At 30.3% G+C, this 25,898-nt stretch carries 24 protein-coding genes; 22 read left to right on the forward strand and 2 right to left on the reverse strand.

The window, feature by feature from the left end:
* Positions 1-13: 13 nt before the first annotated feature.
* Complete coding sequence (locus L8T82_RS06795; protein ID WP_133319790.1) at positions 14-1,105, reverse strand: CinA family protein; 1,092 nt, start codon at positions 1,103-1,105, stop codon at positions 14-16.
* Between the two features lie 100 nt (positions 1,106-1,205).
* On the opposite strand from L8T82_RS06795, the gene ileS reads away from it, so the two are divergent.
* From ileS to L8T82_RS06890, 20 genes are all read left to right on the forward strand, one after another.
* Positions 1,206-3,971, forward strand: a complete 2,766-nt coding sequence (gene ileS / locus L8T82_RS06800) for an isoleucine--tRNA ligase (RefSeq protein ID WP_263726171.1) — start codon at positions 1,206-1,208, stop codon at positions 3,969-3,971.
* A 99-nt stretch (positions 3,972-4,070) separates the two neighbouring features.
* On the forward strand, positions 4,071-5,435 hold the full coding sequence (gene gatA / locus L8T82_RS06805) for an Asp-tRNA(Asn)/Glu-tRNA(Gln) amidotransferase subunit GatA (protein ID WP_263726172.1): 1,365 nt from the start codon (positions 4,071-4,073) through the stop codon (positions 5,433-5,435).
* 10 nt (positions 5,436-5,445) lie between these two features.
* On the forward strand, positions 5,446-6,897 hold the full coding sequence (gene guaB / locus L8T82_RS06810) for an IMP dehydrogenase (RefSeq protein WP_133319793.1): 1,452 nt from the start codon (positions 5,446-5,448) through the stop codon (positions 6,895-6,897).
* A complete protein-coding gene (gene xseB, locus L8T82_RS06815; protein ID WP_039628709.1) occupies positions 6,897-7,070 on the forward strand; it encodes an exodeoxyribonuclease VII small subunit in 174 nt (57 codons plus the stop codon). The genes guaB and xseB overlap by 1 nt, the downstream gene beginning before the upstream one ends.
* Entirely contained in the window at positions 7,063-7,851 is a 789-nt protein-coding gene (locus L8T82_RS06820; protein WP_263726173.1) for a carbon-nitrogen hydrolase family protein, read from the forward strand. Before xseB ends, L8T82_RS06820 begins: the two co-directional genes overlap by 8 nt.
* Before the next feature lie 697 nt (positions 7,852-8,548).
* Positions 8,549-9,841, forward strand: a complete 1,293-nt coding sequence (gene murC, locus L8T82_RS06825) for a UDP-N-acetylmuramate--L-alanine ligase (RefSeq protein WP_263726174.1) — start codon at positions 8,549-8,551, stop codon at positions 9,839-9,841.
* Positions 9,834-10,181: a hypothetical protein gene (locus L8T82_RS06830; RefSeq protein ID WP_263726175.1), complete on the forward strand. Its 348-nt coding sequence runs from the start codon at positions 9,834-9,836 to the stop codon at positions 10,179-10,181. The genes murC and L8T82_RS06830 overlap by 8 nt, the downstream gene beginning before the upstream one ends.
* On the forward strand, positions 10,181-12,379 hold the full coding sequence (locus L8T82_RS06835) for an endonuclease MutS2 (protein WP_263726176.1): 2,199 nt from the start codon (positions 10,181-10,183) through the stop codon (positions 12,377-12,379). The genes L8T82_RS06830 and L8T82_RS06835 overlap by 1 nt, the downstream gene beginning before the upstream one ends.
* Positions 12,380-12,387: 8 nt before the next feature.
* Positions 12,388-15,657 carry an N-6 DNA methylase gene (locus tag L8T82_RS06840; RefSeq protein WP_412175067.1) on the forward strand — a complete coding sequence of 1,090 codons (3,270 nt, stop codon included), beginning with the start codon at positions 12,388-12,390 and terminating at the stop codon, positions 15,655-15,657.
* Between the two features lie 26 nt (positions 15,658-15,683).
* Positions 15,684-16,253, forward strand: a complete 570-nt coding sequence (locus L8T82_RS08075) for a restriction endonuclease subunit S (RefSeq protein ID WP_412175068.1) — start codon at positions 15,684-15,686, stop codon at positions 16,251-16,253.
* A 43-nt stretch (positions 16,254-16,296) separates the two neighbouring features.
* Positions 16,297-16,995, forward strand: a complete 699-nt coding sequence (locus L8T82_RS06845; RefSeq protein ID WP_263726177.1) for an SIR2 family NAD-dependent protein deacylase — start codon at positions 16,297-16,299, stop codon at positions 16,993-16,995.
* Positions 16,989-17,582: a LysE family transporter gene (locus tag L8T82_RS06850; RefSeq protein WP_039628698.1), complete on the forward strand. Its 594-nt coding sequence runs from the start codon at positions 16,989-16,991 to the stop codon at positions 17,580-17,582. Before L8T82_RS06845 ends, L8T82_RS06850 begins: the two co-directional genes overlap by 7 nt.
* A gap of 3 nt (positions 17,583-17,585) precedes the next feature.
* Complete coding sequence (gene dapE / locus L8T82_RS06855) at positions 17,586-18,686, forward strand: succinyl-diaminopimelate desuccinylase (RefSeq protein ID WP_263660244.1); 1,101 nt, start codon at positions 17,586-17,588, stop codon at positions 18,684-18,686.
* Between the two features lie 132 nt (positions 18,687-18,818).
* The gene (locus tag L8T82_RS06860) at positions 18,819-19,013 is read left to right on the forward strand and encodes a hypothetical protein (protein ID WP_133319801.1); all 195 of its coding nucleotides are present in this window, start codon (positions 18,819-18,821) and stop codon (positions 19,011-19,013) included.
* Positions 18,953-19,576 (forward strand): CAAX protease, encoded by a 624-nt coding sequence (locus tag L8T82_RS06865; RefSeq protein ID WP_263726179.1) that lies wholly within the window; start codon positions 18,953-18,955, stop codon positions 19,574-19,576. Before L8T82_RS06860 ends, L8T82_RS06865 begins: the two co-directional genes overlap by 61 nt.
* Positions 19,577-19,607: 31 nt before the next feature.
* Complete coding sequence (gene thiS / locus L8T82_RS06870; RefSeq protein ID WP_066006795.1) at positions 19,608-19,799, forward strand: sulfur carrier protein ThiS; 192 nt, start codon at positions 19,608-19,610, stop codon at positions 19,797-19,799.
* Positions 19,796-20,596, forward strand: a complete 801-nt coding sequence (thiF, locus tag L8T82_RS06875) for a thiamine biosynthesis protein ThiF (RefSeq protein WP_263726180.1) — start codon at positions 19,796-19,798, stop codon at positions 20,594-20,596. The genes thiS and thiF overlap by 4 nt, the downstream gene beginning before the upstream one ends.
* Positions 20,596-21,354, forward strand: a complete 759-nt coding sequence (locus L8T82_RS06880; protein ID WP_263726181.1) for a thiazole synthase — start codon at positions 20,596-20,598, stop codon at positions 21,352-21,354. Before thiF ends, L8T82_RS06880 begins: the two co-directional genes overlap by 1 nt.
* A gap of 1 nt (position 21,355) precedes the next feature.
* Complete coding sequence (thiH, locus tag L8T82_RS06885; protein WP_263726182.1) at positions 21,356-22,489, forward strand: 2-iminoacetate synthase ThiH; 1,134 nt, start codon at positions 21,356-21,358, stop codon at positions 22,487-22,489.
* Entirely contained in the window at positions 22,479-23,093 is a 615-nt protein-coding gene (locus L8T82_RS06890) for a thiamine phosphate synthase (protein ID WP_263662965.1), read from the forward strand. Before thiH ends, L8T82_RS06890 begins: the two co-directional genes overlap by 11 nt.
* Before the next feature lie 4 nt (positions 23,094-23,097).
* On the opposite strand, the gene L8T82_RS06895 is transcribed toward L8T82_RS06890, so the two are convergent.
* Positions 23,098-24,459, reverse strand: a complete 1,362-nt coding sequence (locus tag L8T82_RS06895; RefSeq protein ID WP_133319807.1) for a DASS family sodium-coupled anion symporter — start codon at positions 24,457-24,459, stop codon at positions 23,098-23,100.
* A gap of 202 nt (positions 24,460-24,661) precedes the next feature.
* Between L8T82_RS06895 and mapA the strand changes: the two genes are divergently transcribed.
* Complete coding sequence (gene mapA / locus L8T82_RS06900; RefSeq protein WP_258107956.1) at positions 24,662-25,309, forward strand: outer membrane lipoprotein MapA; 648 nt, start codon at positions 24,662-24,664, stop codon at positions 25,307-25,309.
* Positions 25,306-25,887, forward strand: coding sequence for a ComF family protein (locus L8T82_RS06905; RefSeq protein WP_133319809.1), 582 nt, complete (start codon positions 25,306-25,308; stop codon positions 25,885-25,887). Before mapA ends, L8T82_RS06905 begins: the two co-directional genes overlap by 4 nt.
* Positions 25,888-25,898 lie beyond the last annotated feature (11 nt).

The following is a 25,898-nucleotide window of genomic DNA, read 5'->3' on the forward strand; positions in this document are numbered from 1 at the left end:
ACCGCTTTTATAATTAAACACCAAAGAAAATTTCAGGTTTTAATCTAAGCATTAAACAATATGCAGCCAAACTAGCTTGCTCTCTTGTATAGTTTCTATTGCCTTGTATGTGAATGCATTCTTGCAAAAAGGTTCCATCTTTATACATAGCTCCTATGTAGATGGTACCTGCTTTGGTGTTTTTATCATTTTCTTCTCCAGCTACACCACTAAGCGCTAAAGCAAAATCACAATTTGTGGTTTTAAAAACCCCTTTTAACATAAAATAAATACAACGATCAGAGTATTCCCCAACACTTTCTAAAGTATCATTGCTCACCCCAAGCCAAGAATTTTTTAAACGATTAGAATAAGTGATCAAAGAACCCTCAAACACATTAGAAATTCCTGAATTTTCAGCAAATTTTGAAGCACAAAGTCCTGCGGTACAACTTTCTGCAAAGGAAATTTTTAAGTTTTTTTCTAAAAGTTTTTTGGCTATAAATTTAATAGGATCATTTCCTAAAAATACTTTTCCTGCAAAAAGTTTGAAAACCCCTTTTAAAAAGCCTTCTAGTTTTCCATATTGACTAGCACTTGCTCTAATACAAATGAGATTATCTAATAATGCACTTGAGCAAGTTTGAATTTCAAAAGAAGTAGTAAGTGTGCTAAGTAAGATATTTGCACTCATTTCATCTATATCTAAAAGACAAAAATACGCATAGTCAAGTTCAGGATTTTGCAAAATCAAAGGTAATTTTTGCTCTATATTTATATTTAATAAATTAATATGGCATTGCTCAAAAGAACTTAAAAAGGAATTTTTTTCACGCAAAGCTTTTGAAGGCACTAGGGTATCATTTTCTAAGATTAAAACATCATCATTTAAGGTTGCTATGATCTTAGCTATGGTTGCATAGTATTCGCTAATGCTAAAAATGGTTATATAGCTATATTCTTTAGAAAGTTTTTCAAGTAAAAAAGGAAGTTCTTTATCAGGTTTGTTTATAAATTTTAACTCATGAAGCTCTAAAAACTGCTTTTTGTATTCTTCTTGTATATAACGCATATAATTTTCATTAATAATAATTTCATTGCCTATAATGATGATGAGATGTTTCATGATTTTCCTTTTTTTATTGCGATTATAACAAAAAAATAAGTGCAAATTAAAAGTATTTTAAGTAGAATTTGCTATTTTTAAATTTTTCAAGGTGGATTATATGGATTATAAAGATACGCTATTGCTTCCAAATACGACTTTTGCAATGCGTGCAAATTTAGCAGAGCTTGAGCCTAAGCGTTTTAGCAAGTGGTTTGAAAACAACTATGCTTATGAAAAAATGAAACAAAAAAGACAAGGAATAAGCGAGAGTTTTACTTTACATGATGGCCCTCCTTATGCTAATGGACATTTGCATATTGGCCATGCTTTAAATAAAATTTTAAAAGATATCATCATCAAAATGCATTATTTTCAAGGTAAAAAAGTGCGTTTTACTCCTGGTTGGGATTGTCATGGTTTACCGATAGAACAGCAAGTTGAAGTTAAACTTAAAGATAAAAAGCAAAGTTTAAGCAAAAAAGAAATTCGTGAGTTTTGCAGAGAGCATGCGAGAGAATTTGTAAATATCCAAAGAGATGAATTTAAGTCTTTGGGTGTGATTGCTGATTGGGATGAGCCATACTTGACTATGAAAAATGCTTTTGAGGCAGATATTTACAAAGCTTTATGTAAAATCACTAAAAAAGGACTTTTGCTAGAAAGAAGTAAGCCTGTTTTTTGGAGTTGGGCTGCTAAGAGTGCATTAGCAGAAGCTGAAGTAGAGTATGAAGATAAAGAAGATTATTCTATTTTTGTAGCTTTTGAGCTTGATAAAACTTCCCTTGAAAAGCTAGGTGTAAAAAAAGCTAAAGCAGTCATTTGGACTACCACGCCTTGGACTTTACCGGCAAATCAAGCTATATCTTTAAATCCAAATGAAAAATATGTTATCACTGAAGAAGGTTATATTTTTGCTAAAGCCTTGCTTGAAAATATGATTAATAAAAACTTCACTCAAGGAAAAATTCAAAAAGAACTTTTAGGTGTTGAATTTGAAAATTTAAGTGCTATTAATCCACTCAATCAAAGAAAATCCACTCTTATTTTAGGCGATCATGTTTTAATGGAAGGTGGAACAGGGCTTGTACATACTGCACCGGGTCATGGTGAGGATGATTATTATGCGTGCTTAAAATATGGCATTGAAGTGATTATGCCAGTAGATGATGGTGGGTGTTATGATGAAACACTAAGAGCTAAAGGGCTTTTGCCAGAGCATTTATTAAATGAGTTTATAGGACTTCATATTTTTAAAGCAAATGAGCGTATTTTAGAATTGCTTGGCGAAGCTTTACTTGAGAGTTCTAAATTTATACATTCTTATCCATTTTGTTGGAGAACACATAAACCGGTTATTTATAGAGCTACAAAACAATGGTTTATCTTAATGGATGAGAAAAAATTAGATGGAAAATCTTTAAGAGAGCTAGCACTAGAGCAATTAAATAATGTGAAATTTTACCCAGAAAGTGGGGTAAAAAGACTTAGTTCTATGATAGAAAATCGCCCTGATTGGTGTATATCAAGACAAAGAGATTGGGGTGTGCCTATCGCATTTTTTAGAGATAAAAACACCAAAGAAGTGATTTTCGATGATGATGTTTTAGATCATTTGGTGGGAATTTTTGAAGTAAATGGAGCTGATGCGTGGTGGGATTTAGAAATAAAAGATTTATTACCGCCAAATAGCAAATATGATCCAAATAATTTAGAAAAAGTTTATGATATTTTAGATGTTTGGTTTGATAGTGGTAGTACTTGGGAAGCAGTATTAAACTCAGCAAGATATGATGCAGGAGAATATCAAGCTTCAATGTATCTTGAAGGAAGTGACCAGCACCGTGGATGGTTTCAAAGCTCACTTTTAATTTCTACTGCTATCAATCACAAAACCCCATATAAAAACATACTTACTCATGGCTTTACCGTAGATGAAAAGGGTCAAAAAATGAGTAAATCTAAGGGTAATGTGATTTTACCTCAAAATGTAGCTAAAAATTATGGGGTAGAAATTTTAAGACTTTGGATAATGCTTAGTGATTATTCAACAGACTTAAAAATTTCAGATAATATCTTAAAACAAGTAAGCGAGCAGTATAGAAAGATAAGAAATACTATAAGATTTTTACTTGCAAATACTAATGATATGGAATTTTTAGAAACAAAAAATTTCACACTTTTAGATAAGTGGATTTTAATGCGTGCAAAAGTTGCTTTTGAAGCATGTGAAGTTGCTTTTGAAAAATATGAATTTGCAAAAGGCTTTAGTGTGCTTTTAAATTTCTTAAGTGCGGATTTAAGTGGAATTTATTTAGATGTGTGCAAAGATAGATTATATTGTAATGCAAAAGATGACACAAAGAGAGTAAGCGCGCAAAGTGCTATGGTGCTAATAGCTAGAAAACTTTTTGCGCTTTTAGCTCCAAGTTTAACTTACACTATAGATGAAGCTTTAGAACATGCAAATGTGGCCATTAAAGAAAATGCTAAAGATGTTTTTGATTTGGTATTAAAAAATGGCTTTGATTATGAGTATAAAATCGAAGATGATTTATTTATAAAATCAAGAGAAAAATTCTTTGAACTTGTTGATGTATTAAAAAAAGACAAAATCATCAAATCAACCTTAGAGTTAAGCTTGCAAACAAGTGCAAATGAGCTTTTGAGTGAAGATATTGAAGAAGTAGCTGATTGGTTTATGGTAAGCTCAGTAGAAAGCTTAGATGATAAAGAAACTTTGAGTGAGTTTAAAATAGATGATCATAGTTTTAAAATAGTGCGTTCTTTATTGCACAAGTGTCCAAGATGTTGGAAATTTTTAGCAAAAGAAGAAGAATGTTTATGTCCAAGATGTAATAGTGTGGAAAAAGCAAAAAATGTTTGAGCAAGCTTTACCTTTTAGCGTGGTAGTGATTACTTTATTGAGCTTTTTATTTATCACGCTTTTTTTGTTTTATTTGGTTAAAAAATTTAAGGATAAATAATGGTAACTTTAAAAGAAGCTTTGAAATTTTCAAATGAAGAATTAGAAAATCTAAAAAAAGAATTAAATGAAAAAGCACATCAGCAAAAGCATTTAGGTGCTTATGTAGAGCAGTTTTTAAATAAAGACTTAAGCACTTCAGGTACTGGCGTACCAGTAGCTATAAAAGATAATATTAGTGTAAAAGATTGGGAATTAACTTGTGGTTCTAAAATTTTACAAGGCTATGTGGCTCCTTATGATGCAAGCGCTATTGTAAATTTACGCAAAAATAATTTTACTCCATTTGGAAGATGTAATATGGATGAGTTTGCTATGGGAAGTACAAGTGCAACTTCTTTTTATGGTAAGACTTTAAATCCGCTTGATAATACTAAAGTTCCAGGTGGAAGTAGTGGGGGGAGTGCTGCTGCGGTTGCTGCAGGGATAGCTTTAGCAAGTTTGGGTTCAGATACAGGTGGTTCAGTAAGGCAACCTGCTGCTTTTTGTGGTTGTGTTGGGTTTAAGCCAAGTTATGGAAGAGTTAGCAGGTATGGTTTAGCAGCGTATTCTTCAAGCCTTGATCAAATAGGAGTTTTAACGCAAAATGTTGAAGATGCTGCAATTTTATATGATGCTATTGCAGGCTATGATGAAAAAGATAGCACAAGTGCAAACATAGCTTTTGAACCAACTACGCCAAAGCTAAATGCAAATAAAAAGCTAAAAATAGCTGTGATTAAAAACTATATAGAGCAAACTAATGATGATGTAAAACAAGCCTTATTAAAAACTATAGATATGTTAAAAGCAAATGGCCATGAGATTGTTTATAAAGACTTAATGGATTCTACATTTGATGTTGCGGCTTATTATATCATAGCAGCAGCTGAAGCAAGTGCAAATTTAAGCCGTTATGATGGCGTAAGATATGGTAGAAGAAGTGAAAAATGTGACAATCTTAGCCAAATGTATGTAAATAGCAGAAGTGAAGGTTTTGGTGAGGAAGTAAAAAGAAGAATTTTACTAGGAACCTTTGTTTTAAGTAGTGGCTATTATGATGCATACTACATCAAAGCACAAAAGGCTAGAAGATTTATCAAGCAAAAATATGAAGAAATTTTAAACGATTGTGATTTGATTTTTATGCCAGTTGCTCCAAGCGTTGCTTTTGGTTTTAACGATATAAAAACTCCAGTGCAAATGTATTTAGAAGATGTATTTACTATTTCAGTGAATTTAGCAGGACTTGGTGGCATTAGTGTGCCAGTAGGAAAAAATGAAAATGGACTTAATATTTCTGCTCAACTTATATGTAAAGCTTATGATGAGCAAACTTTATTAGATGGTGCTTTGAGCTTGGAAGAAATTATCAAAAACAAATAAAGGAAAAATTATGAAAATCATAAAACGCGCTTTGACTTTTGAAGATGTTTTACTAGTCCCTCAATATTCTGAGGTTTTACCTAAAGAAGTAGATATTAAAACAAGACTTACAAAAAATATCACCTTAAATATGCCTTTGATTTCGGCTGCTATGGATACAGTTACTGAACATAGAGCAGCTATTATGATGGCAAGGCTTGGTGGCATAGGGGTAATCCATAAAAATATGGACATAGCTTCACAAGTTAGAGAGATAAAAAGAGTTAAAAAAAGTGAAAGTGGCGTGATTATGGATCCTATTTATATAGGGCCTAAAGCAAGTGTTAAAGAAGCGCTAGAACTCATGGCTGAATATAGAATTTCAGGCGTTCCTGTGGTAGATGAGAATAAAATTTTAATAGGAATTTTAACTAATCGCGATTTAAGATTTGAAACTAACTTTGATAATTTAGTAGAAAATGTAATGACAAAAATGCCTTTAATCACTGCTAAAAAAGGCTCTACTTTAGATGATGCAGAAAGGATTTTCTCTACTAATAAAGTAGAAAAACTTCCAATCGTAGATGAAAATAATCGCTTAGAAGGTTTAATCACTATAAAAGATTTGAAAAAACGCAAAGAATATCCAAATTCAAATAAAGACGCCTATGGAAGATTAAGAGTGGCTGCAGCCGTGGGTGTGGGTCAGCTTGATCGCGTAAAGGCTTTAGTAGAAGCTGAAGTTGATGTTATAGTAATGGATAGTGCGCATGGACATTCTAAAGGGATTATTGATACATTAAAAGCAATTAAGGCTGAATTTAATGTAGATGTGATAGTAGGAAATGTTGCAAGTGCTAAAGCAGTTAAAGATCTATGTGAAGCAGGCGCAGACGCTGTTAAGATAGGTATAGGACCTGGTAGTATTTGTACCACTCGTATTGTTTCGGGTGTGGGTGTACCTCAAATTTCAGCTATAGATGAATGCGCAATAGAAGCGAGTAAATACAGCGTGCCAGTAATCGCTGATGGGGGTATAAAATACTCAGGCGATATTGCAAAAGCTATCGCAGCAGGAGCAAGTAGTGTGATGATAGGTTCACTTTTAGCAGGAACTGATGAGAGTCCAGGTGAGTTATTTACTTATCAAGGAAGACAATATAAGAGTTATCGTGGCATGGGAAGCTTAGGTGCTATGCAAAAAGGTAGTTCAGATAGATATTTCCAAGAAGGTACAGCTCAAGATAAACTTGTACCTGAAGGTATTGAAGGTAGGGTGCCTTATGTAGGAAGTATAAAAAGTGTAGTACATCAACTTTTAGGTGGGCTTAGATCTTCTATGGGTTATGTAGGTGCAGTAGATATCAAAGCTTTCCAAGAAAGAGCTGAATTTGTAGAAATCACAGCAGCAGGATTAAAAGAAAGCCATGTGCATGATGTAACTATCACTGCTGAAGCACCAAATTATAAGGTGAGTAATTAATGGAATTTGAAGATCATATCAAACAAGCCGAGCTTTCTTTGGAAAAACTTAATGATAAAGATTTGGACCTTAAAACTTGCGTAGAAATTTATAAAGAAGGTTTAAAAAGTATCAAGCAAGCAAGAACTATGCTTGAAAATGCTAAATTAGAAATCGAGCAAGTAGATGAGTAGTGTTGTAGCTTTACAATTTCCCACTTTGGCTTTGAGTGAATCAAGGCTTGATTATTATCTAAAAGCTGCTAAGGAAAGTGGTGCGAATTTGGTGGTTTTGGGCGAGTATGTTTTAAATAGCTTTTTTAGTGAGCTAAAAACTATGCCAAAAAGCATGATCAAAGAACAAAGTCAAAGCAAAAAAGCAAGCTTGATAAAATTTGCTAAAAAATATGATTTAAATATTATTGCACCTTTCATAAGTGTTGAAAATGATGGTTTAAAAAAACTATGCTTAAAAGTAGGTCCACAAAATGTAAAAGTGTATGAGCAACAAATTTTAATGCCTTATGCACACTGGAATGAAGAAAAATTTTTTAACAATAAAAAAGCTGATAAGCTTAAACTTTTTACTTTCACACATGAGGGCTTAAAATGTGCTTTGCTTTTTGGCTTTGAGGCACATTTTGATATCTTTTGGCAAATGATCATGAAAAAAAAGATAGACTTAGTCATTATTCCCACAGCTAGCACCTTTGAAAGTAATCAAAGATGGCTAGAACTTTTAAAAACAAGAGCCTTTTTAAACTCAACAAGCATTTTAAGGGTTAATCGTATAGGTAATTTAAAGCAAGAAAATGAGTGGAAATTTTATGGAGATAGCTTTTTTATTAATGCTTTTGGCGAAGTGCAAGAGCAACTTGGCGATCAAGAAGAAATGCTTGTAGTGGAAGTTAGTAAGGCAAATGAAGCTAGAAATTTATGGAGCTTTGATAAGCTTGTGAAAAATTATGAAGAATAGTTTATATTTTAAAACACAAATTATACTTTTAATATAAAGTATAATTTGTTAGAATTAACAATTTAATATAGTAAATTTGGATTTAACTATTTTGTTTATTAACTATAAACCAAAGAATTAAAAATCCTATTATTCCAATTGGTAAGGCAAGCATAAATAATAAAAATTTTATAACTATTTTTGCAATGATTAAAAAAAGAGTATTGATAAAAAATACATTATCTCCAAGCAGTATATTTTTTAGTTCTTCCCATACAAAACATGCAAAAGGAAATAATAAAAATTAATTCCTAATATAATAAAAAATGAAATGCTGCTAGATAGTGGAGTGGTAAAATAAAAAAATACATGCTGCAAACGCATAATGTCTTATAAGCCACACTAGATTTATAGTGCTAAAAACTTTTAGTGGATTGATCAAATTTTACTCCTTATTTATTTATAAAATATTTTGCAATTTTATTTTTTTAAATTAATTTAAACTTAATATTTTTATTTTAATATTGTTATATTAATACTAAATTAAATATAAAGTAGTTTTAGTATTAATAATTTATATAAGATTGTGTAAATATTTTGATGTGGCTATGTGATTTATATCAGGATAAAATAAATACTCATTAAAAAGTTTATATTTTATTTTTAGTAAACAAATGATAGAATTTTGCCTTAAATTTTCAAAAAATTTGAGGCAAGAATGCAAAAAATTCATTTTATAGGTATAGGCGGTATTGGAATTTCAGCTTTGGCGAGATTTTTAAAAGAACAAGACTTTAAGATTAGTGGTTCTGATATCAAAGAAAGTAAAATCACAAAAGAATTAGAAAAAGAAGGTATAAATATAAAAATTCCTCATCATAAAGACAATGTCAAAGATGTGGATTTAGTGGTGTATTCAGCTGCTATCAAAGAAGATAATGAGGAATTAATCAGCGCAAAAAAACAAAACATCACAACGCTTTCAAGAAAAGAAGCCCTGCCTATGATTTTAAAAGACAAAAGAGTTTTTGCAGTTGCAGGAGCTCATGGTAAAAGCACGACTTCAAGCATTTTAGCAAGCTTGATAGAAGCTTCTGTTATTATTGGTGCAGTGTTGAAAGAAAGTGGCACCAATATGCTTTATAAAGAAAGCGAAAATCTCATTTTTGAAGCTGATGAGAGTGACAGTTCTTTTTTGAACTCAAATCCTTATTTAGCTATAGTGACTAATGTTGAAGCAGAACATTTAGATCATTATGGAAATGATCTTTCAAAATTATACAAAGCTTATGAAGACTTTTTGCGTTTGTCTAAAATTCAAGTGATTAATGCTGAAGATGAGTTTTTGTCAAGTTTAAATTTAAATAATGCAAAAAAGCTTTACCCAAGCAAAGATATCACAAATATTTATATGAAAGTAGAAAATTTTAAGCCAAAAACCTATTTTACACTTAAAGATTTAGGCGAATTTAGCGTTTTTGGTATGGGTGAGCATGTGGCGATGGACGCTGCTTTGGCTATTTTGGCTGCGAGTGAATTTATAAGCACAGAAGAGCTAAGAACTAAGCTTTTAAAATATCAAGGGATTAAAAAAAGATTTGATATTTTGTTTGCAAATGAAAATATGGCTTTGATTGATGATTATGGACACCATCCAACAGAAATCAAAACAACACTTAAAGCAGCAAGTGAGTATGCAAGGCTAGCTGGATATAAAAAAATCATAGCTATTTTTGAGCCTCATCGTTATACGCGTTTAAGTGCAAATATAGAGTATTTTAGCGAGGTTTTAGCAAATGTTGATGAGCTTTATATTTTACCTGTGTATGCAGCAGGGGAAGCTAAAATAGAGATTAATATGCAAAAATACTTTCCAAAAGCTAAATTTATAAAAGAAATCAAAAGAGAAGAAAGTGCTATTTATCTTGATGATGAGTTGATTGAAAATGGCTTGGTAATTGGTTTTGGTGCAGGAGATATAAGCACAAAGCTTAGGGGCAAGTATGTTTAAGATTTTTTTATATGTCTTAGCTTTTTTTGCGATTTTACTTTTTTTCATTTTTTTGCGTAAAAAAATAGGCAAGATTAGTAATTATCTTTTGATTTTAGTGTTGATTTTGATGATTGCCTTTGCGATTAAATTTGAGTTAAGTGCCACAAGAAGTGGGGTTTTGAAAAAAGAAACACTCAATGCATTTTTACAAGGACAAAGTCTAATTTGCAAAGATGTTAATATCACTAAAGAGTATTTTAACTTTGAGCATGGAACGCAAAGTTTTATTTCAAATGGTAAAAATAAACAATTTAAAGCCTATGTTTTTGATATAAAAGATTGCAAGGTAGATAAATAATGCAAGAGCAATTTTTTAAAAAGCTAGATTTAGATGGTTATATAGAAGACTTTAGGGGACTTTTTGCAAGAGATAAAGAAATTTTTTTACAAGGTGATAGCAAGCTTCATTATAAAAGAATCAATGAGCTTTCGCTGATTGATTTTAATCCTCCACCTATGATAGAAGAGCTAAATAGTGCTTTAACTCATCTTAGTAAGCAAGGAATTTTACATTTAAGCCAAAGCTTTGAATTTATTAAAATCTGTATGTATTTTAGATACTTAAAGGGCTTAAAATTTGAAGAAAGTTTAAAAGAATGGCTTTTAAAAATAGAAATTCCACAGGCTATTTTAGAGCTTTTTGAGTATTTTGATGAAAAGGGTGAGATTAAAGAAAGTGTTGATGAAAGACTTGTTAATCTAAATTTAGCTCTAAAGATAAAAAAAGAAAGCTTGGTAGCTGAGTTTAAAAAACTCACATATACTAAAAATCTTAGTGTATATTTGATTGATACGCAAATCCATCTTATCAATGGTATGGAGGCCTTGCTTTTACGCGGTGGGTTTAATCATGTCTTAAAAGCAAAAATCATAGGTAGAAGTAGTGGCGGTGGGTTTTATGTGGTGCCTTTAAGCGTAGAAAAAATCCAAAGTCAAATAGATGAAATCAAAGATGCTAAAGAAGAAATTTTTTATGAGTATGCTAAAAAAATCAGCTTGATTTTTTATAAAAATTTGATGTTTTTGAAATTTATCAATAATGCTTTTGATTTATTTGATCATTATAGCGCTAGAGTTTTGATGGCTAAAAAACATGATTATGAGTTTGTTTTAGCTGATAGCTCTAATAATTTAAGCTTATATAACTTCGCACATCCGGCTTTAAAAAATGCAAAAAGTGTTAATATAGAGTTTAATAAAAAAGTTTTAATCATCACGGGTGTAAATGCAGGTGGTAAGTCTATGCTTTTAAAAGGAATTTTAAGTGCAGCTTTACTTGCAAAGCATTTACTTCCTATGAGAATTAATGCACAAAAAAGCCAAATAGGCAATTTCAAAGAATTTGATGCGATTTTAGAAGATCCACAAAATGTAAAAAATGATATTTCTACTTTTGCAGGAAGAATGTTGCATTTTTCTAAGCTTTTAGGTAAGAAAAATGTTTTATTAGGGGTTGATGAGATAGAGCTTGGAACAGATTTTGAAGAAGCTGCGTGTTTATATACTGAGCTTATTTCTAAGCTTTTAGAACAAGATAATAAAATCATCATTACAACCCACCACAAACGCCTTGCTATGCTTTTAGCTAAAAATTCACAAGTTGAACTCATCGCTGCTTTGTATGATGAGGAATTATCACGCCCAAAATATGAGTTTTTAAAAGGCACTATAGGCAAATCTTATGCATTTGAAACGGCTTTAAGATATGGCATAAGTGCAAATTTAGTGCAAAATGCTAAAAAGCTTTATGGAGAAGATAAAGAAAATTTAGAAGAAATGGTAAGTAAAAATATCAATCTTGAACTTTCTTTACGCAAGAAAAATGAAGAGCTTGAGAAAAAAGAAGCTAAGGTAGATGAAATTTTACTTTCACTTAAAGATCAAAAAGAAAAAAATGAGCAAGAATTTAAAAAGCTTATTTCTAATTTAGAATTTAAATACCACAAAGCCATAGAAGAAGCTAAAAAAACGATAAATCTAAAAGATATTAAAGAAAAACAAAGAAGTTTAAACAAAGCCAATGAACTTAAAAAAAGCATTGTTTTACCAAGTATGGAGCAAAATGAAGAACTTAGAGTTGGGGATTTTGTAAAATATGAAAAAATCAAAGGTAAAATCACTGCAATTTCAAAAAACGATGCGATGATTCAAAGCGATGGTTTGAGTTTGCGTGTGCCATTAAAGCTTCTTAAAAAAAGCAATCAAAACCCTACACAAAAGGTAAAATCAAGTGTCAATATAACCCGTCCAAGTGCTTTAAATATGACTTTAGATTTACACGGCTTAAGAAGTGATGAGGCGCTTGAAAGATTAGATAAATTTATCTCTGATGCTTTGATAGTGGGTTTTGATGAGGTGATAGTTTATCATGGTATAGGCACAGGAAAACTAGCTTTTGCAGTAAAAGAGTTTTTAAAAGCCCACAAAAGTGTAAAAAGCTTTAATGATGCTCCGATTAATCAAGGTGGTTTTGGTGCTAAGGTGGTTAAATTATAAGGAAGTAAATGATTACAAAAGATAATTTAAAAAAAGTTTTAGAAAGTTTAGGTTTTAAAAATGAAAATGAAAATTATATAAAAACAATCAATAATTATACACTTATAGTAGACTATAAAAATCAAAGTATTAATTATCCAAAAGAAATCAAAACTCATGATAAAACTACTTCTAATTTTTTACGCCCTGAAAATTTTGTAGTTTTTGAATGCGTACATAGACTTTTGGAAAAAGGTTATAAGGCTGAACATTTAGAATTAGAACCAAAATGGAAATTAGGCAGAGAAGCAAAAGGCGGCAAAGCTGATATTTTAGTAAAGGATAATGAAGACAATCCTTATTTGATGATTGAATGTAAAACGACGGATTTTAAAAATGGTGAGTTTGCAAAAGAATGGAATAAAATGCAAGAAGATGGAGGGCAACTTTTTTCTTATCTTCAGCAAGAAAAAGGCGTAAAATATCTTTGTCTTTATACAAGTGATTTTATTGATAAACTAGAATACAAAAATTACATCATACAAGCTTTTGACAATGAAGAATATCTAAAAGAAAAAGAATTGCAAAATTCTTATAAAAAAGCTAATAACAATATAGAACTTTTTAAAACTTGGAAAGAAAGTTATGAATTGCAATATTTTGAGCAAGGCATTTTTGAAGTAAATGTTAATGCTTATAAAATCTTAGAAATAACTCCAACTTTTGATAATCTTAAAGAACTTAAAGAAGAAGGCAAATATCACGAATTTGCAAAAATTTTACGTAAGCATAATATATCAGGTAAGGAAAACGCCTTTGATAAACTTGTAAACATTTTCCTTTGTAAAATTTATGATGAAACTTTTAATAAAAACAATCTTAAATTTGGATATTTTGGTGTAATGGCGGATACTTATGCAAATATGCAAGATAGATTAATGTGGCTTTATAAAGAAGCTATGAGGGAATTCTTGGGAGAGAAAATTACCTTTGTATCTAATGAAGATATAGAAAAAGACTTTAAGCAATTGAAAATAAAAACATTAAAAGAGGTAATGCAAAATTACATTAAAGAATTAAAATTTTATTCAAATAATGATTTTGCATTTTTAGAAGTGCATAATAAAGAATTATTCTTAAAAAATGCACTTGTATTAAAAGAAATAGTAGAGCTTTTTGCAAATTACAAGCTTACTCAAAATTCTACAAATCAATTTTTAGGCAATCTTTTTGAACTTTTTTTGCAAAAAGGTATGAAGCAAGATGAAGGGCAGTTTTTTACCCCTATTCAAATTTGTGAATTTATTATGTATTCTTTACCTCTTCAAGAAATGTTAAGCAAAAACTCTAAAGCTTTAAGGGTGATTGATTATGCTTGTGGTGCTGGACATTTTTTAAACACCTATGCTAACGAGCTTAAGCGTTATCTAACAGAAGATGAGCTTAAAGAACATTATAAAAATATTTATGGTATTGAAAAAGAGTATCGCTTAAGTAAGGTTTCTAAGGTATCAAGTGCAATGTATGGGCAAAATGAAATTAATATTTTATATGCAGATGCACTTGCTTCTTTTGAGCTAGCAAATATAAGCAATCTAGAAGGTGAAAAGGCAAAACCACAAATAGAATCAAATAGTTTTGATTTGCTCATAGCAAATCCGCCTTATGCTGTAAAAGGATTTTTAGAAACTTTAAGTAATAAATCTAAAAATACCTATAAACTTTTTAATGGTGATATAAATATAGAAACAAATAATGCTATCGAATGCTTTTTTATAGAGCGAGCAAATCAAATTTTAAAAGATAATGCAAAAGCTGCTATTATCTTGCCAAGTCCTATTTTAAATAAGGGTTCTATTTATAAAAACACAAGAGAAATATTATTTCAAAATTTTGATTTTATTGCCATTGTGGAGCTTGGTAATCAAACATTTGGTGCAACAGGGACAAATACGATTATTTTATTTTTACGCAAAAAAGAAACTTTTAAACAAGAAAATCATCTTATTTCTCAAGATTATAGTTTGATTAAAGAACGCATAGAAGCTGAAAATTTAAAAGACAATGAAAATTTTTATCAAAATTATCTAAATGTGTATTGTGACTTTAGAAAATTTGATAAAGAGCTTTATGAAAATTTTTTAAATGGCAGCTTAGATTCTAAACTTGCAGAGCTAGAAGCCTTTAAAGATTATCGCAATGCATTTGAGCAAACAAGCGATTATAAAAAACTTAAAGAATCTAAAATTTATAAAGAGAGTAAAAATAAGCAAGATTTAGAAGATAAAACATTTTTAGCTTATACTCAAGCAATAGAAAAGGATAAATTGCTTTATTTTTGTTTAAGTCTTAATCAAGAAGTTTTAATCATAAAATCCCCAGGTGATATAAAAGAACAAAAGAAATTTTTAGGCTATGAGTGGAGCAATAGAAAAGGCGATGAAGGTTTAAAAGAATTGCACGAGCCTTATTTTAGCCCACTTTTTGAAAGAGGTAATCCGCAAAATGAGACTAAGCTTAATTCTTTAATTTGTAAAGCATTTTTAAAAACTCTTGGCGATATACCAAAAGATTTGCAAGGCTATGCTAGTAAAGCAAGGCTTGTTGATATGATGGACTTTGAAAAAGTGGAATTTAATAAAGCTATAAGTTTAAATCCTAGTAATTCAACACAAAATGAAAGCTCTAATCCTTTTGCAAATTCTAAATATGAGTTGGTGAAATTGGGGGAGGTGTGTGAGGTGTTAATAGGCGGAACCCCGTCAAGAGCTAATACTAGTTATTTTCAAGGTAATAATCTTTGGGTTTCTATTGCAGAGATGAATGGACAAGTAATCTTAGATACAAAAGAGAAAATTACAAATGAGGCAATTAAAAATTCTAATGTTAAACTTATACCCAAAGGAACAACTTTATTAAGTTTTAAATTGAGTATAGGTAAAACTGCACTTGCCGGTAAAGATTTATATACTAACGAAGCGATAGCTGGACTTATTCCAAAGAATAGGGAGCAAATTATTGATAAATATTTGTTGTATTTTTTTCAAAGTAAGATACTAAATTTAAATTCTATAAGAGGAAATAATGCTTTTGGTAAAAGTTTAAATAGTAAAATTTTAAAAGAAATTTTTATTCCTCTCCCACCGCTTGAAGTTCAAAAACAAATCGTTGCAGAGTGTGAAAAAGTAGAAGAGCAGTATAGCACCATAAGAATGAGTATAGATGAGTATCAAAACCTAATCAAAGCAATACTTCAAAAATGTGGTATTATAGATGATAATGGGGGGGGGATGAGCTAAATTCTATTTTAGGTAAAATTAATAATTTGTGTAAAATAAATTTAGATAATAAATCTTTATCATTATTTAATAAAACAATTAAAGAATACACTTTATCAAATCCAATTTTTAAACTAAGTATTGGAAAAAGAGTTTTAAATAATGAGCTGCTTGAAAATGGACAAATTCCTGTTTATAGTGCAAATGTATTAGAAGTATTTGGATTTGTTAATAAAGAAATTTTACAAAATTATGATAATGATTCTGTTTTATGGGGTATAGATGGAGATTGGATGGTGGAATTTATGCCAAAAAATAAAAAGTTTTATCCAACTGATCATTGCGGGGTGTTAAGGGTTGATGATACAAAAATAAATGCTAAATACATAAGTTTTGTTTTAAACGAAGCTGGTAAAAAACAAGGGTTTTCAAGAAAACTTAGAGCTTCAATAGATAGAATAAAAGCATTGAGGATTAAACTTCCTTCTTTAGAATTTCAAGATCAAATAGTAGATATAACTGACAAGATTGAGAAAAAAATCAATGAATATAAAATAGAACTTGACAGATTGGAAAAAGAAAAAGAAAAAATCTTACAAAAATATTTATTTTCTTAAAGCATTTTTCGCTAAACTTTATAAATTTTATGAGGTTTATTGAATGAAACAAGTGATGATTTTAAGCGGAGCAGGTTTATCCGCTCCAAGTGGTATAAAGACTTTTAGGGCTAATGGTGGGCTTTGGGAAGAGCATGATGTGATGGAAGTTTGCTCAGCAACTGGCTTTAGAAAAAATCCTAAAAAAGTTTTGGAATTTTATAATAAAAGAAGAAAAGAATTAGCTGGTGTTAAGCCAAATCACGCACATGAAATCATCGCTTTATTAAAACAAAAATTTCCAAAACAAATTAGCATTTTAACGCAAAATGTAGATGATTTATTAGAGCGAGTAGGTTGTGAAGAAGTGGTGCATTTGCATGGCTTTTTACCTGAGCTTAGGTGTTTAGAGTGTGAAAATATTTTTAACATAGACTATGAAAGTAGTGATGATAAAATTTGTCCTAAATGTCAAAGCAAAAGTGTAAGGCACAATATCGTGATGTTTGAAGAAATGGCACCAAATTATAAAATTTTATATGAAAAATTACAAAATTGTGATTTATTTGTATGTATAGGCACAAGCGGGCAGGTTTTACCCGTGGGAGAGTATGCAAGAGTATGTAAGCAAAGTATATTAAACAATCTTGATGAGGATAAATATTTAGAAAGTAATTTTACTAAAGTTTATATAGAAGATGTTTGCACGGCTATTGATAAAATCAAAACCGATATAGAAAATTTCTTGGAAGCAAAATGCTAGAAGTAATCTTACAAGGTATAGTTTTAGGTATGGGTGTGTCTGTGCCTTTTGGACCTGTAAATATTTTGATCTTAAATACTGCTTTGTCTTCTTTTAAAAATGCTTTTTGCGTTGGGCTCGGTGCTTTAAGTGCTGATATACTTTTTTTGATTTTGATTAATCTTGGGCTTTTAAGCTTTGCAAATAATGAATTTTTTTATAAAATACTAGCGGTTTTTGGCTTTTTCTTTTTGAGTTTTATGGTATTTTTAATGCTAAGAAAAACAAGAAAAGTCGATCTTAACAAGGTAAATAAAACACATCCTTTAAAAGGTTTTAGCAAAGGATTTTTCTTAAATGTTACAAATCCTTATGTTATAGGCTTTTGGGTGAGTGTAGCAGGGCTTAGCATGCAGAGTAAAAACTCTTTTGCCTTGCTTTTTGGTTTGGTTGGTTTTATTGTGTTTTGGATTTTTACTCTATCGTTTTTTGTGTCTAAATTCAAAGCACTTGTAAAAAACAAACATATATTTTACATTAATCTTTTTTCAGCATTTATTTTAGAGTATTTTGCTCTTTCTATGCTGTATAAAGCTTTTATAGGATAGAACATGCAAGTAGTTGAAATTTTTAAAGAATTGAGCAAATTTAAATCCATCACCCCAGATGATGATGGAGCGTTAAATTATATCGCAGTGGAATTAAGTGATTTTGAAGCTTTTTTTATAGAAAAAGAAGGTGTGAAAAATCTTTTGCTGACTAAAAAATTTAGTGATGATGGCGAGCATTTAGCTTTTGGCGGGCATGTAGATGTAGTGCCTGCAGGAGAGGGTTGGAGCAGTGATCCTTTTGAGCCTTTAGAAAAAGATGGATTTATTTATGCAAGAGGCGCACAAGATATGAAAAGTGGCGTGGCTGCTTTTATGTGTGCGGTTAAGGAAGTAGAAAATTTCAAAGGAAGAATTTCACTGATTTTAACAAGTGATGAAGAAGGCGAGGCTAAATTTGGCACGCTTGAAGTGCTTAAATTTATGCAAGAAAAAGATATGCTACCTGATTTTGCTGTGGTTGCTGAGCCAACCTGTGATAAAAAATTTGGAGATAGTATTAAAATAGGGCGTCGTGGTTCTATCAATGCAAAATTACTTATCAAAGGCAAGCAAGGTCATGTAGCATACCCGCAAAAATGCATTAATCCTGTGCATAATTTTGCTTTTGCTTTGAAATTTTTAGCAGGTTTTGATCTTGATCCAGGCGATGAGGTATTTGCACCATCTAAAATCGTTATTACTGATATACGCGGTGGTATGGAAGTGTGCAATGTAACCCCAAATGATTTAAAATTGATGTTTAATGTGAGAAATTCTCCACAAACTAGCTTAGAAGATGTAAAAGCTTATGTAGAAAAGACTTGTGAAGGGCTTGATTATGAGTTGAGCATAAATCAAAGTTCAAATCCTTTTTTAACACAAAGTGATTCTAAAATCGTACAAAAACTAAATGAGAGTGTGCAAAAAATCACTCAAGTAGTGCCAGAACTTAACACCAAAGGTGGTACAAGTGATGCGAGATATTTTGCTGAGTTTGGTGTGAAGGTGGTAGAATTTGGCGTGTGCAATGATAGAATTCATGCAATTGATGAAAGAGTGAGTATAGAAGAGCTTGAAAAATTGTATTTAGTTTTTAAAGATTTATTAGAGAATTTTAACTAGGAAAAGCATGGATGCAATAGGAATTTAGAGTAGCCTCTCATTTAAGAGTACCTTGCAGCTACCGGCAAGTTAGCCCTCTAAACTTCTAAAATTATATCATTAATTTTTAAAATGGAGTTAATAGGAAGTAAAATGTCTTTTGAGCTTGATGTAAGTAGCTATGAAAAAATAGAAAAGCTATTTATCAATTTTAAATTAAAATGTGATTTTAAATTTAGAATGATAAAAGGGATTAATGTTTTGCATTTTGGATATTTGTGGGGAGCTTGCAAAGAAGTACAAAAGATTTTAGAAAAAATCAAAAATGCGAAGATTTGTTTGAGCTAATTATGAAAATTTATTCCAAAAGACGCAAAAACCATCAAGCAAATTTTTTACTTTTACAATGTTATGAAAATGCTCTAAGAAGTACTTTAGCAGTAAAAATAGCAAATTTGTATAATAAGTTAGATGATGATTGGTTTAAATCTAGTGAAGAAGTTTTTAATCTTGCTTTGAAAAATCTTTTAAAAAAAGTTAAAAAGAGATGTCAAAAAATAGATGAATATAATAGCACTTGGCAAATTTTTGATGATTTTTGTCTGATTGATTTAGAAGAGATATTAATAGATCATTGGAGTGAATTTGCTTATATATTTAAAGATAAAAAAATATATAAAAATCAAGTCTTACCAAGTTTTGGCACCAAAGAACATCTTAAGACAAAACTAAGTCAAATAAGAAAAGCTAGAAATGAAACCTATCATAATAAACCTACAAAAATAAAATTTAAAAAAGATTTGGAAATTTTACTTTTGAAACTTGGTTATAATTTAGAAGATGCTATTGATATTGGAGAGATAAAAGAAGCTATTATTTTAAGATTTAATTATAATAATGTAAGTGAGTAAGTATTTTAAGTAAAATAAGTAAAGGTTTTAAATGATTATCAATGGGCAAAAGCTTGAGTTAAAAGAGCTTAGATTTATGGATTATGTTAAAGAAAAGCAATTAAAAATAGAATTTATTGCCTTAGAATTAAACGGAGAAATTATCCCAAGGGATAAATTTGAAAATTTGATTTTAAAAGAAAATGATAAAGTAGAGATTGTTACTTTTGTAGGTGGTGGTTGATGAGAATTAAATTTAATGGTAGTATGATAAACACGCATTTTAAAAACACTTTGGAATTTTTTCAAAGTGTGAGTAAAAATGAAAATGATGTATGGATAGTCAATGGTTTTGCAACAAAAGAAAGTTTGGATCTAAAAGAAAATGATGAGCTTTTTTGTATAGAAAAAAATACTTTACCACCATATGAAGCTCTTGATGCGATGATGAGGGCAAGACATACTCCAAAACTTCATGATAAGCTTAAAAAGGCAAGTGTGGCAGTGTGTGGACTTGGTGGACTTGGCTCGCATATAGCTATAAATTTAGCAAGAAGCGGGGTTGGTAGGCTTCATTTGATTGATTTTGATGTGGTTGAGCCAAGTAATCTTAACCGTCAAGCTTATATGGTGGAAGATTTGGGTAAATTTAAGGCTAAAGCTTTAAAAGATCAAATTAGTAAGATTAATCCTTTTATAGAAGTATTTGCACAAGTTTTAAAAATAGAAAAAGAAAATATAGCCAAACTTTTTACAGATGATGATATAGTTTGTGAAGCCTTTGATAGTGCAAAATACAAAGCCCTTTTAGCGCAAAATTTTCACCAATACTATCCTCAAAAAACATTAATTTGTGCTTCTGGCTTAGCAGGATATGGCGATAGCAACAGCATACAAACAAGAAAAATCGCAAAAAACTTTTATGTTTGTGGTGATTTAAAAAATGAGGCAAAAGTGGGCAATGGACTTATGGCACCGCGTGTAAATATTTGTGCAGGACATCAAGCAAATTTAGTTTTAGAACTTTTAGCGAGCGAGTAATGGAAAAATTAAAAATAGGAAAATATGAGTTTAATTCCAGGTTTATTCTAGGTTCTGGGAAATTTTCTTTTGAGCTTATAAAATCAGCCATTGAAGAAGCAAAAGTTGAGATTATCACCTTAGCTTTGCGTAGGGTAAATGATAAAGGTATAGAAAATATACTTGATTTTATTCCAAAGCATATTAAGCTTTTACCAAATACTTCAGGTGCAAGAAATGCTAATGAGGCATTGCGTATAGCAAGACTTGCAAGAGAGCTTGGTTGTGGAGATATGATTAAGGTTGAAGTAATTAGCGATAGTAAATATTTATTACCGGATAATTATGAAAGTATAAAAGCAGTAGAACTTTTAGCAAATGAGGATTTTACACCTTTAGTTTATATGTATCCTGATTTATATGCAGCGCGTGCTATGGCTAATGCAGGAGCTGCTGCTATAATGCCTCTTGGAGCTCCTATAGGAAGCAATAAAGGCTTAAAAACTAAAGAATTTATACAAATTTTACTTAATGAAATTAGCTTACCTATTATAGTAGATGCAGGTATAGGAAATCCAGCACAAGCTTGTGAAGCCATGCAAATGGGAGTAAGTGCAGTGATGGTAAATACCGCCATAGCTCAAGCTAAAGATGTAGCAAAAATGGCAAAGGCTTTTGCTTTGGCTATAGAAGCAGGATATAATGCGTATTTAGCAGGTATAGCAAATGAAAGTACGCCAAGTGCAAGCTCGCCTTTGAGTGGTTTTTTAAGAGATTAAAATGCAAAAATATCCTCATATGCAAAGTATTGAAAGTGAGATTTTAACTAAGGTTTTAAAAGAAGTTGAAATTTTTGATGAAAGTAAATTTAGCGCTTTTGATGTAAAACAAGCTTTAGTTAAAGATTATCTTAACATAGAAGATTTGAAAGCTTTGCTTTCAAGCGCAGCAGAAGATTTTATAGAAGATTTAGCACAAAAATCAAGCAAGATTACTCAAAAATATTTTGGAAATTCCATTTTGCTTTTTACGCCTTTATATCTTTCTAATTTTTGCAATAGCAAATGTACTTATTGTGGATTTCAAAAAGGAAATAATATTAAAAGAGCTAAGCTAAACGAGGCTGAAATTCACAAAGAAATGCAAGAGATTAAAAAAAGTGGCTTGGAAGAAATTTTACTCTTAACAGGTGAGGGCAGGGAATATGCTAGCGTAGAATATCTTGCCAAAGCTTGTGAGATAGCAAAAGAGTATTTTAAGGTCGTGGGAATTGAAGTTTATCCTATGAATGTAGATGAGTATACATTGCTTCATGAAAAGGGTTGTGAATATGTAAGTGTTTATCAAGAAACTTATAATCAAAAAACTTATTCTAAAATTCATATTGAAGGTGAAAAAAGTGTATTTGAGTATCGTTTTCATGCACAAGAGCGAGCGTTAAAAGCAGGTATGAGAGGGGTTGCTTTTGGAGCTTTACTTGGCGTGGATGATTTTAGAAAAGATGCTTTTGCTACGGCTTTACACGCGTATTTTTTACAGCAAAAATACCCTCATGCTGAAATAGCTTTATCTATCCCTAGATTAAGACCTATTATCAATAATAAAAAAATTCATCCAAAAGATGTAAGTGAAACAAGGCTTTTGCAGGTTTTATGTGCTTATAGATTATTTTTACCTTTTGCGAGTATTACGATTTCTACGCGTGAAAGAGCAGGATTTAGAGACGTGGTTATTAAGCTTGGAGCTACTAAAATGAGTGCAGGTGTAAGCGTGGGGGTAGGTGAGCACCAAGGTGATAAAAAAGGTGATGATCAGTTTCAAATTAGTGATATGCGTAGTGTTGATGAGGTTTTAGCTATGTTAAAAAATGCAAATTTACAAGCTATAATGAGCGATAGTATTTATGTGGGATAAAAAAATCATTGCTATTAGCGATAGTCAAAATACCCAAGGAGATTTTTTAAATTTTATTGAAAAACTAAGTCAAAGTAGTATTGATGCTTTAGTGCTTAGAGAAAAACATTTGGATGAGTTAGAATATACTAAATTAGCCAAAGAAGTATTAAAAATTTTTAATAAAACTCAAAAAATTTGCTTTTTGCATTATCATTATGAAGCTTGTTTAAAATTAAATCATCAATTTTTTCATGCTCCCTTAATAATTTTACAAAATTACCCACAAAGTTATAAAAAATTTGAGCTTTTGGGTACTTCCATCCATTCTAAAGAAGAATTAGATTTAGCTTATAAGTTTAAAGTAAATCATGCTTTTTTTGGGCATGTATTTGAAAGCTCGTGTAAGGCTGATTTAACACCAAAGGGTATAAAAAATTTAAAAGATTTGTTAGAAGTTTCAAAAATACCCATTTATGCCATAGGTGGGATAAATATCCAAACTATAAATCACTTAAAAGATTTAAATTTAGCAGGCGTATGTATAAGAGAAGCTTTGTATAAAAGTAAAGATGTAAAAAACTATGTTTTAAAGTGTAAAGATCTTTTAGTCCAAAAGGACTAAAAGATTATAGCCAGAAAAAGTATGCAATTACTGCAAGCGCGATTGAGCAAAAGATATTTAATATAATCCCAACTTTTACCATTTCTTGTTGTTTAATATGTCCTGTACCAAAAACTATAGCATTTGGTGGTGTAGCAACTGGTAGCATGAAAGCACAAGAAGCACCAATAGCAATGATTAAAGCAAGTCCTAAAGCAGGAACACCTAAAGTATCTGCTATAGAGATAAATAAAGGCACAAGTAAGGCTGCTGAAGCAGTATTTGAAGTAAATTCAGTTAAAAATACTATAAAAAATGCCACAATTAAACCTATAATAAATAAATGTCCATTTTCTATAAATGAAATGATAGTATCAGCCATTACTTTACTAGCGCCAGAATCTCTTAATACTACACTTAGAGTGATACCTCCACCAAAGAGCATTAATACACCCCAATCGGTATTTTTTTGTATATTTTTCCAATCAATTACTTTAAAAGCACATACTAAAACAGCAGCCAATAAAGCAATAATTGCATCAAGATTTGCTATTTTGTGTCCAAAAATACTTGTGATGATAGGACTGATATTACCACTAAAAATCCAAGATAGTGCAACGACTAAAAAGATTATTAAAGTGATGATTCTAGGTCTTGTAAGTTCTATATTTTCAGTATGTAAATCAACTTGTAGATTAAATTTAGGTTTAAACATAAAGTATAAAATTAAAATCATTGCAGGTAGGAAAATTAAAACAATAGGAATTCCGTATTTTAACCATTGTGCAAAAGTAATGTGTAATTGAGTGGCAACGATTGCATTTGGTGGAGTTCCTACTATGGTGCCTATACCACCTATACTCGCACTAAAAGCTATACCTAAAAGGATGAAAACATAAGTATTTCTATCTTTTTGCGGATCAAGTGAAGCTAACATACCTATAGCAAGCGGAAGCATCATAGCTGCTGTTGCGGTATTACTCATCCACATGGATAAAAATGCAGTAGTGATAAAAATATACAAACTAGAAAGGCCTAAATGCCCTTTTGCTAATGTTAAAATTTTATGTGCAATAAGTTTGTCTAATTTTTGATGATGCATAGCTGCGGCCAAAGCAAAACCACCAAAAAATAAAAAGATATTAGAATCAGCAAAACCTGTTAAAGCTTTAGCGGTGGGTAGTAATCCCAAAATAGCAGCTAAAACAGGTACTAAAATAGCTGTAATAGTAACATGCAAAGCCTCACTAAGCCATAAAACGGCAATAAAAATTAACAAAGATAAACCTTGGTTTACTTTAGTTTCACCAAAAGGGGAAAAATAAAGCAAAGCGATAAATAACACTAAATCAGCAACGACTATAAGTGTTTTTGTATTTGAACTCATTTAACAACTCCTTTAAAATATTGCAGTTTTGTAACATATTCTAAATGAATTTTCTTTTAAATATCAATTTTTGTATAAAATTTTTTCAATAAAATTATTCTTGTGTGAAAAAAAGTAAGTTTTAGTAAAATTTATTTGTTTTTGGTATAATTTTTGCTAATTAAAAATCATAAAATAATAAAGATGATTCTAAGGAAAAAAAATGTTAAAAAAAGTATTTGTATTTGTTTTAGCTTTATTTTTTAGTGCATGTGCTGTAAATTCTAAAAATCAAAGTGTTGCAAAAGTTAATGAGCTTATAAAAATTCAAGCACAATGTTATAATCCTTCTGATTCTAAAGCATATGAAGCAAAAATTAAAGGCCTTGTGTATATTAGTGATGTGGGACTTAAGTATTGCGCAAATAAAAGAACAATTGATAAAAGTGCTTCCTTAAAAAAAGTTTATATTCATAGGGTATATGATTTAAATGAGAATTTAAAATATTCTTCTTCTAATGGAAATAATTATTATATTAATGAGAATTTTAACTACTATTTTTATGTGTTTTTAAAAGAAGAATTAGAAAATAGAGGTATAGTTGTAGTAGAAGATACACAAGATTCTCCTTATGTTTTAAGGGTAGATTTAAGTTTTAATGATTTTTATTCTAAATTTGATTCTAATTCTTTATTTTCAATTATTGCTAGTCAATTGACACTAAAAGATATTAATACCAATAAAACTATTAATATTAAAACCAAACAAGAAGTTAAAGGTTTTTATAATATCAAAGATCTACCTTTTTTCACTCAGCTTCTTATAAAACAAGTGGCTAATAAATCTGCAGATATTATCAGCTCTTTGTGAGGTGTTTTAATTGCCATGGATTTTCCTTTGCGAGTTTTTGTCCAGCTTGCAAGGAAGAGCTTTTAGAATATTCTTTAGGTATAAGAGAACTTGAGGGAAATTTTAAAGTTTATTATTTTTATCAATATGAGCAAATTAAGCATTTGATTTATTTTAAACACAAATTTCAAGGCTATTTTGTTTTAAATGCTTTAGCAAAATTGAGTTTTGCTAAATTTGAGGATTTTTTTCAACCATCTTGTAAAATTAATGCTATAGCTTTAGATGATAAAACATATAAAAATTACTCTCATACTGCTATTTTAACTAAATACTTAAATACTAAATTTATAAAACCTATGTATCACACCTTGCAAGCTAGTTCAGAATTTAAATATAGTGGTAAAAGTTTGAAATTTCGTAAAGATAATAAAAGATCTTATAAGCTTTTAAAGCGTCCAAAATATCCTGTAATTTTAGTAGATGATGTGATAACTACTGGATTAAGTTTATTAGAGGCAAAAGAGCTTTTAGAAAAAAATAATATTGAAGTGCTTTTTGCTTTAGTTTTGGCTAATGCAAAATTTGATACAATATAGGCATTAATTTT

The organism is Campylobacter sp. IFREMER_LSEM_CL292 (genome assembly GCF_025771615.1).
GTDB lineage: Bacteria > Campylobacterota > Campylobacteria > Campylobacterales > Campylobacteraceae > Campylobacter_D > Campylobacter_D lari_D.

What these genes read in the sequence shown, in the direction of transcription:
- L8T82_RS06795 (WP_133319790.1), bottom strand. Translation starts at nt 1,105, where the DNA reads ATGAAACATCTCATCATCATTATAGGCAATGAAATTATTATTAATGAA.
- ileS (WP_263726171.1), top strand. Translation starts at nt 1,206, where the DNA reads ATGGATTATAAAGATACGCTATTGCTTCCAAATACGACTTTTGCAATG.
- gatA (WP_263726172.1), top strand. Translation starts at nt 4,071, where the DNA reads ATGGTAACTTTAAAAGAAGCTTTGAAATTTTCAAATGAAGAATTAGAA.
- guaB (WP_133319793.1), top strand. Translation starts at nt 5,446, where the DNA reads ATGAAAATCATAAAACGCGCTTTGACTTTTGAAGATGTTTTACTAGTC.
- xseB (WP_039628709.1), top strand. Translation starts at nt 6,897, where the DNA reads ATGGAATTTGAAGATCATATCAAACAAGCCGAGCTTTCTTTGGAAAAA.
- L8T82_RS06820 (WP_263726173.1), top strand. Translation starts at nt 7,063, where the DNA reads ATGAGTAGTGTTGTAGCTTTACAATTTCCCACTTTGGCTTTGAGTGAA.
- murC (WP_263726174.1), top strand. Translation starts at nt 8,549, where the DNA reads ATGCAAAAAATTCATTTTATAGGTATAGGCGGTATTGGAATTTCAGCT.
- L8T82_RS06830 (WP_263726175.1), top strand. Translation starts at nt 9,834, where the DNA reads ATGTTTAAGATTTTTTTATATGTCTTAGCTTTTTTTGCGATTTTACTT.
- L8T82_RS06835 (WP_263726176.1), top strand. Translation starts at nt 10,181, where the DNA reads ATGCAAGAGCAATTTTTTAAAAAGCTAGATTTAGATGGTTATATAGAA.
- L8T82_RS06840 (WP_412175067.1), top strand. Translation starts at nt 12,388, where the DNA reads ATGATTACAAAAGATAATTTAAAAAAAGTTTTAGAAAGTTTAGGTTTT.
- L8T82_RS06845 (WP_263726177.1), top strand. Translation starts at nt 16,297, where the DNA reads ATGAAACAAGTGATGATTTTAAGCGGAGCAGGTTTATCCGCTCCAAGT.
- L8T82_RS06850 (WP_039628698.1), top strand. Translation starts at nt 16,989, where the DNA reads ATGCTAGAAGTAATCTTACAAGGTATAGTTTTAGGTATGGGTGTGTCT.
- dapE (WP_263660244.1), top strand. Translation starts at nt 17,586, where the DNA reads ATGCAAGTAGTTGAAATTTTTAAAGAATTGAGCAAATTTAAATCCATC.
- L8T82_RS06860 (WP_133319801.1), top strand. Translation starts at nt 18,819, where the DNA reads ATGTCTTTTGAGCTTGATGTAAGTAGCTATGAAAAAATAGAAAAGCTA.
- thiS (WP_066006795.1), top strand. Translation starts at nt 19,608, where the DNA reads ATGATTATCAATGGGCAAAAGCTTGAGTTAAAAGAGCTTAGATTTATG.
- L8T82_RS06880 (WP_263726181.1), top strand. Translation starts at nt 20,596, where the DNA reads ATGGAAAAATTAAAAATAGGAAAATATGAGTTTAATTCCAGGTTTATT.
- thiH (WP_263726182.1), top strand. Translation starts at nt 21,356, where the DNA reads ATGCAAAAATATCCTCATATGCAAAGTATTGAAAGTGAGATTTTAACT.
- L8T82_RS06890 (WP_263662965.1), top strand. Translation starts at nt 22,479, where the DNA reads ATGTGGGATAAAAAAATCATTGCTATTAGCGATAGTCAAAATACCCAA.
- L8T82_RS06895 (WP_133319807.1), bottom strand. Translation starts at nt 24,459, where the DNA reads ATGAGTTCAAATACAAAAACACTTATAGTCGTTGCTGATTTAGTGTTA.
- mapA (WP_258107956.1), top strand. Translation starts at nt 24,662, where the DNA reads ATGTTAAAAAAAGTATTTGTATTTGTTTTAGCTTTATTTTTTAGTGCA.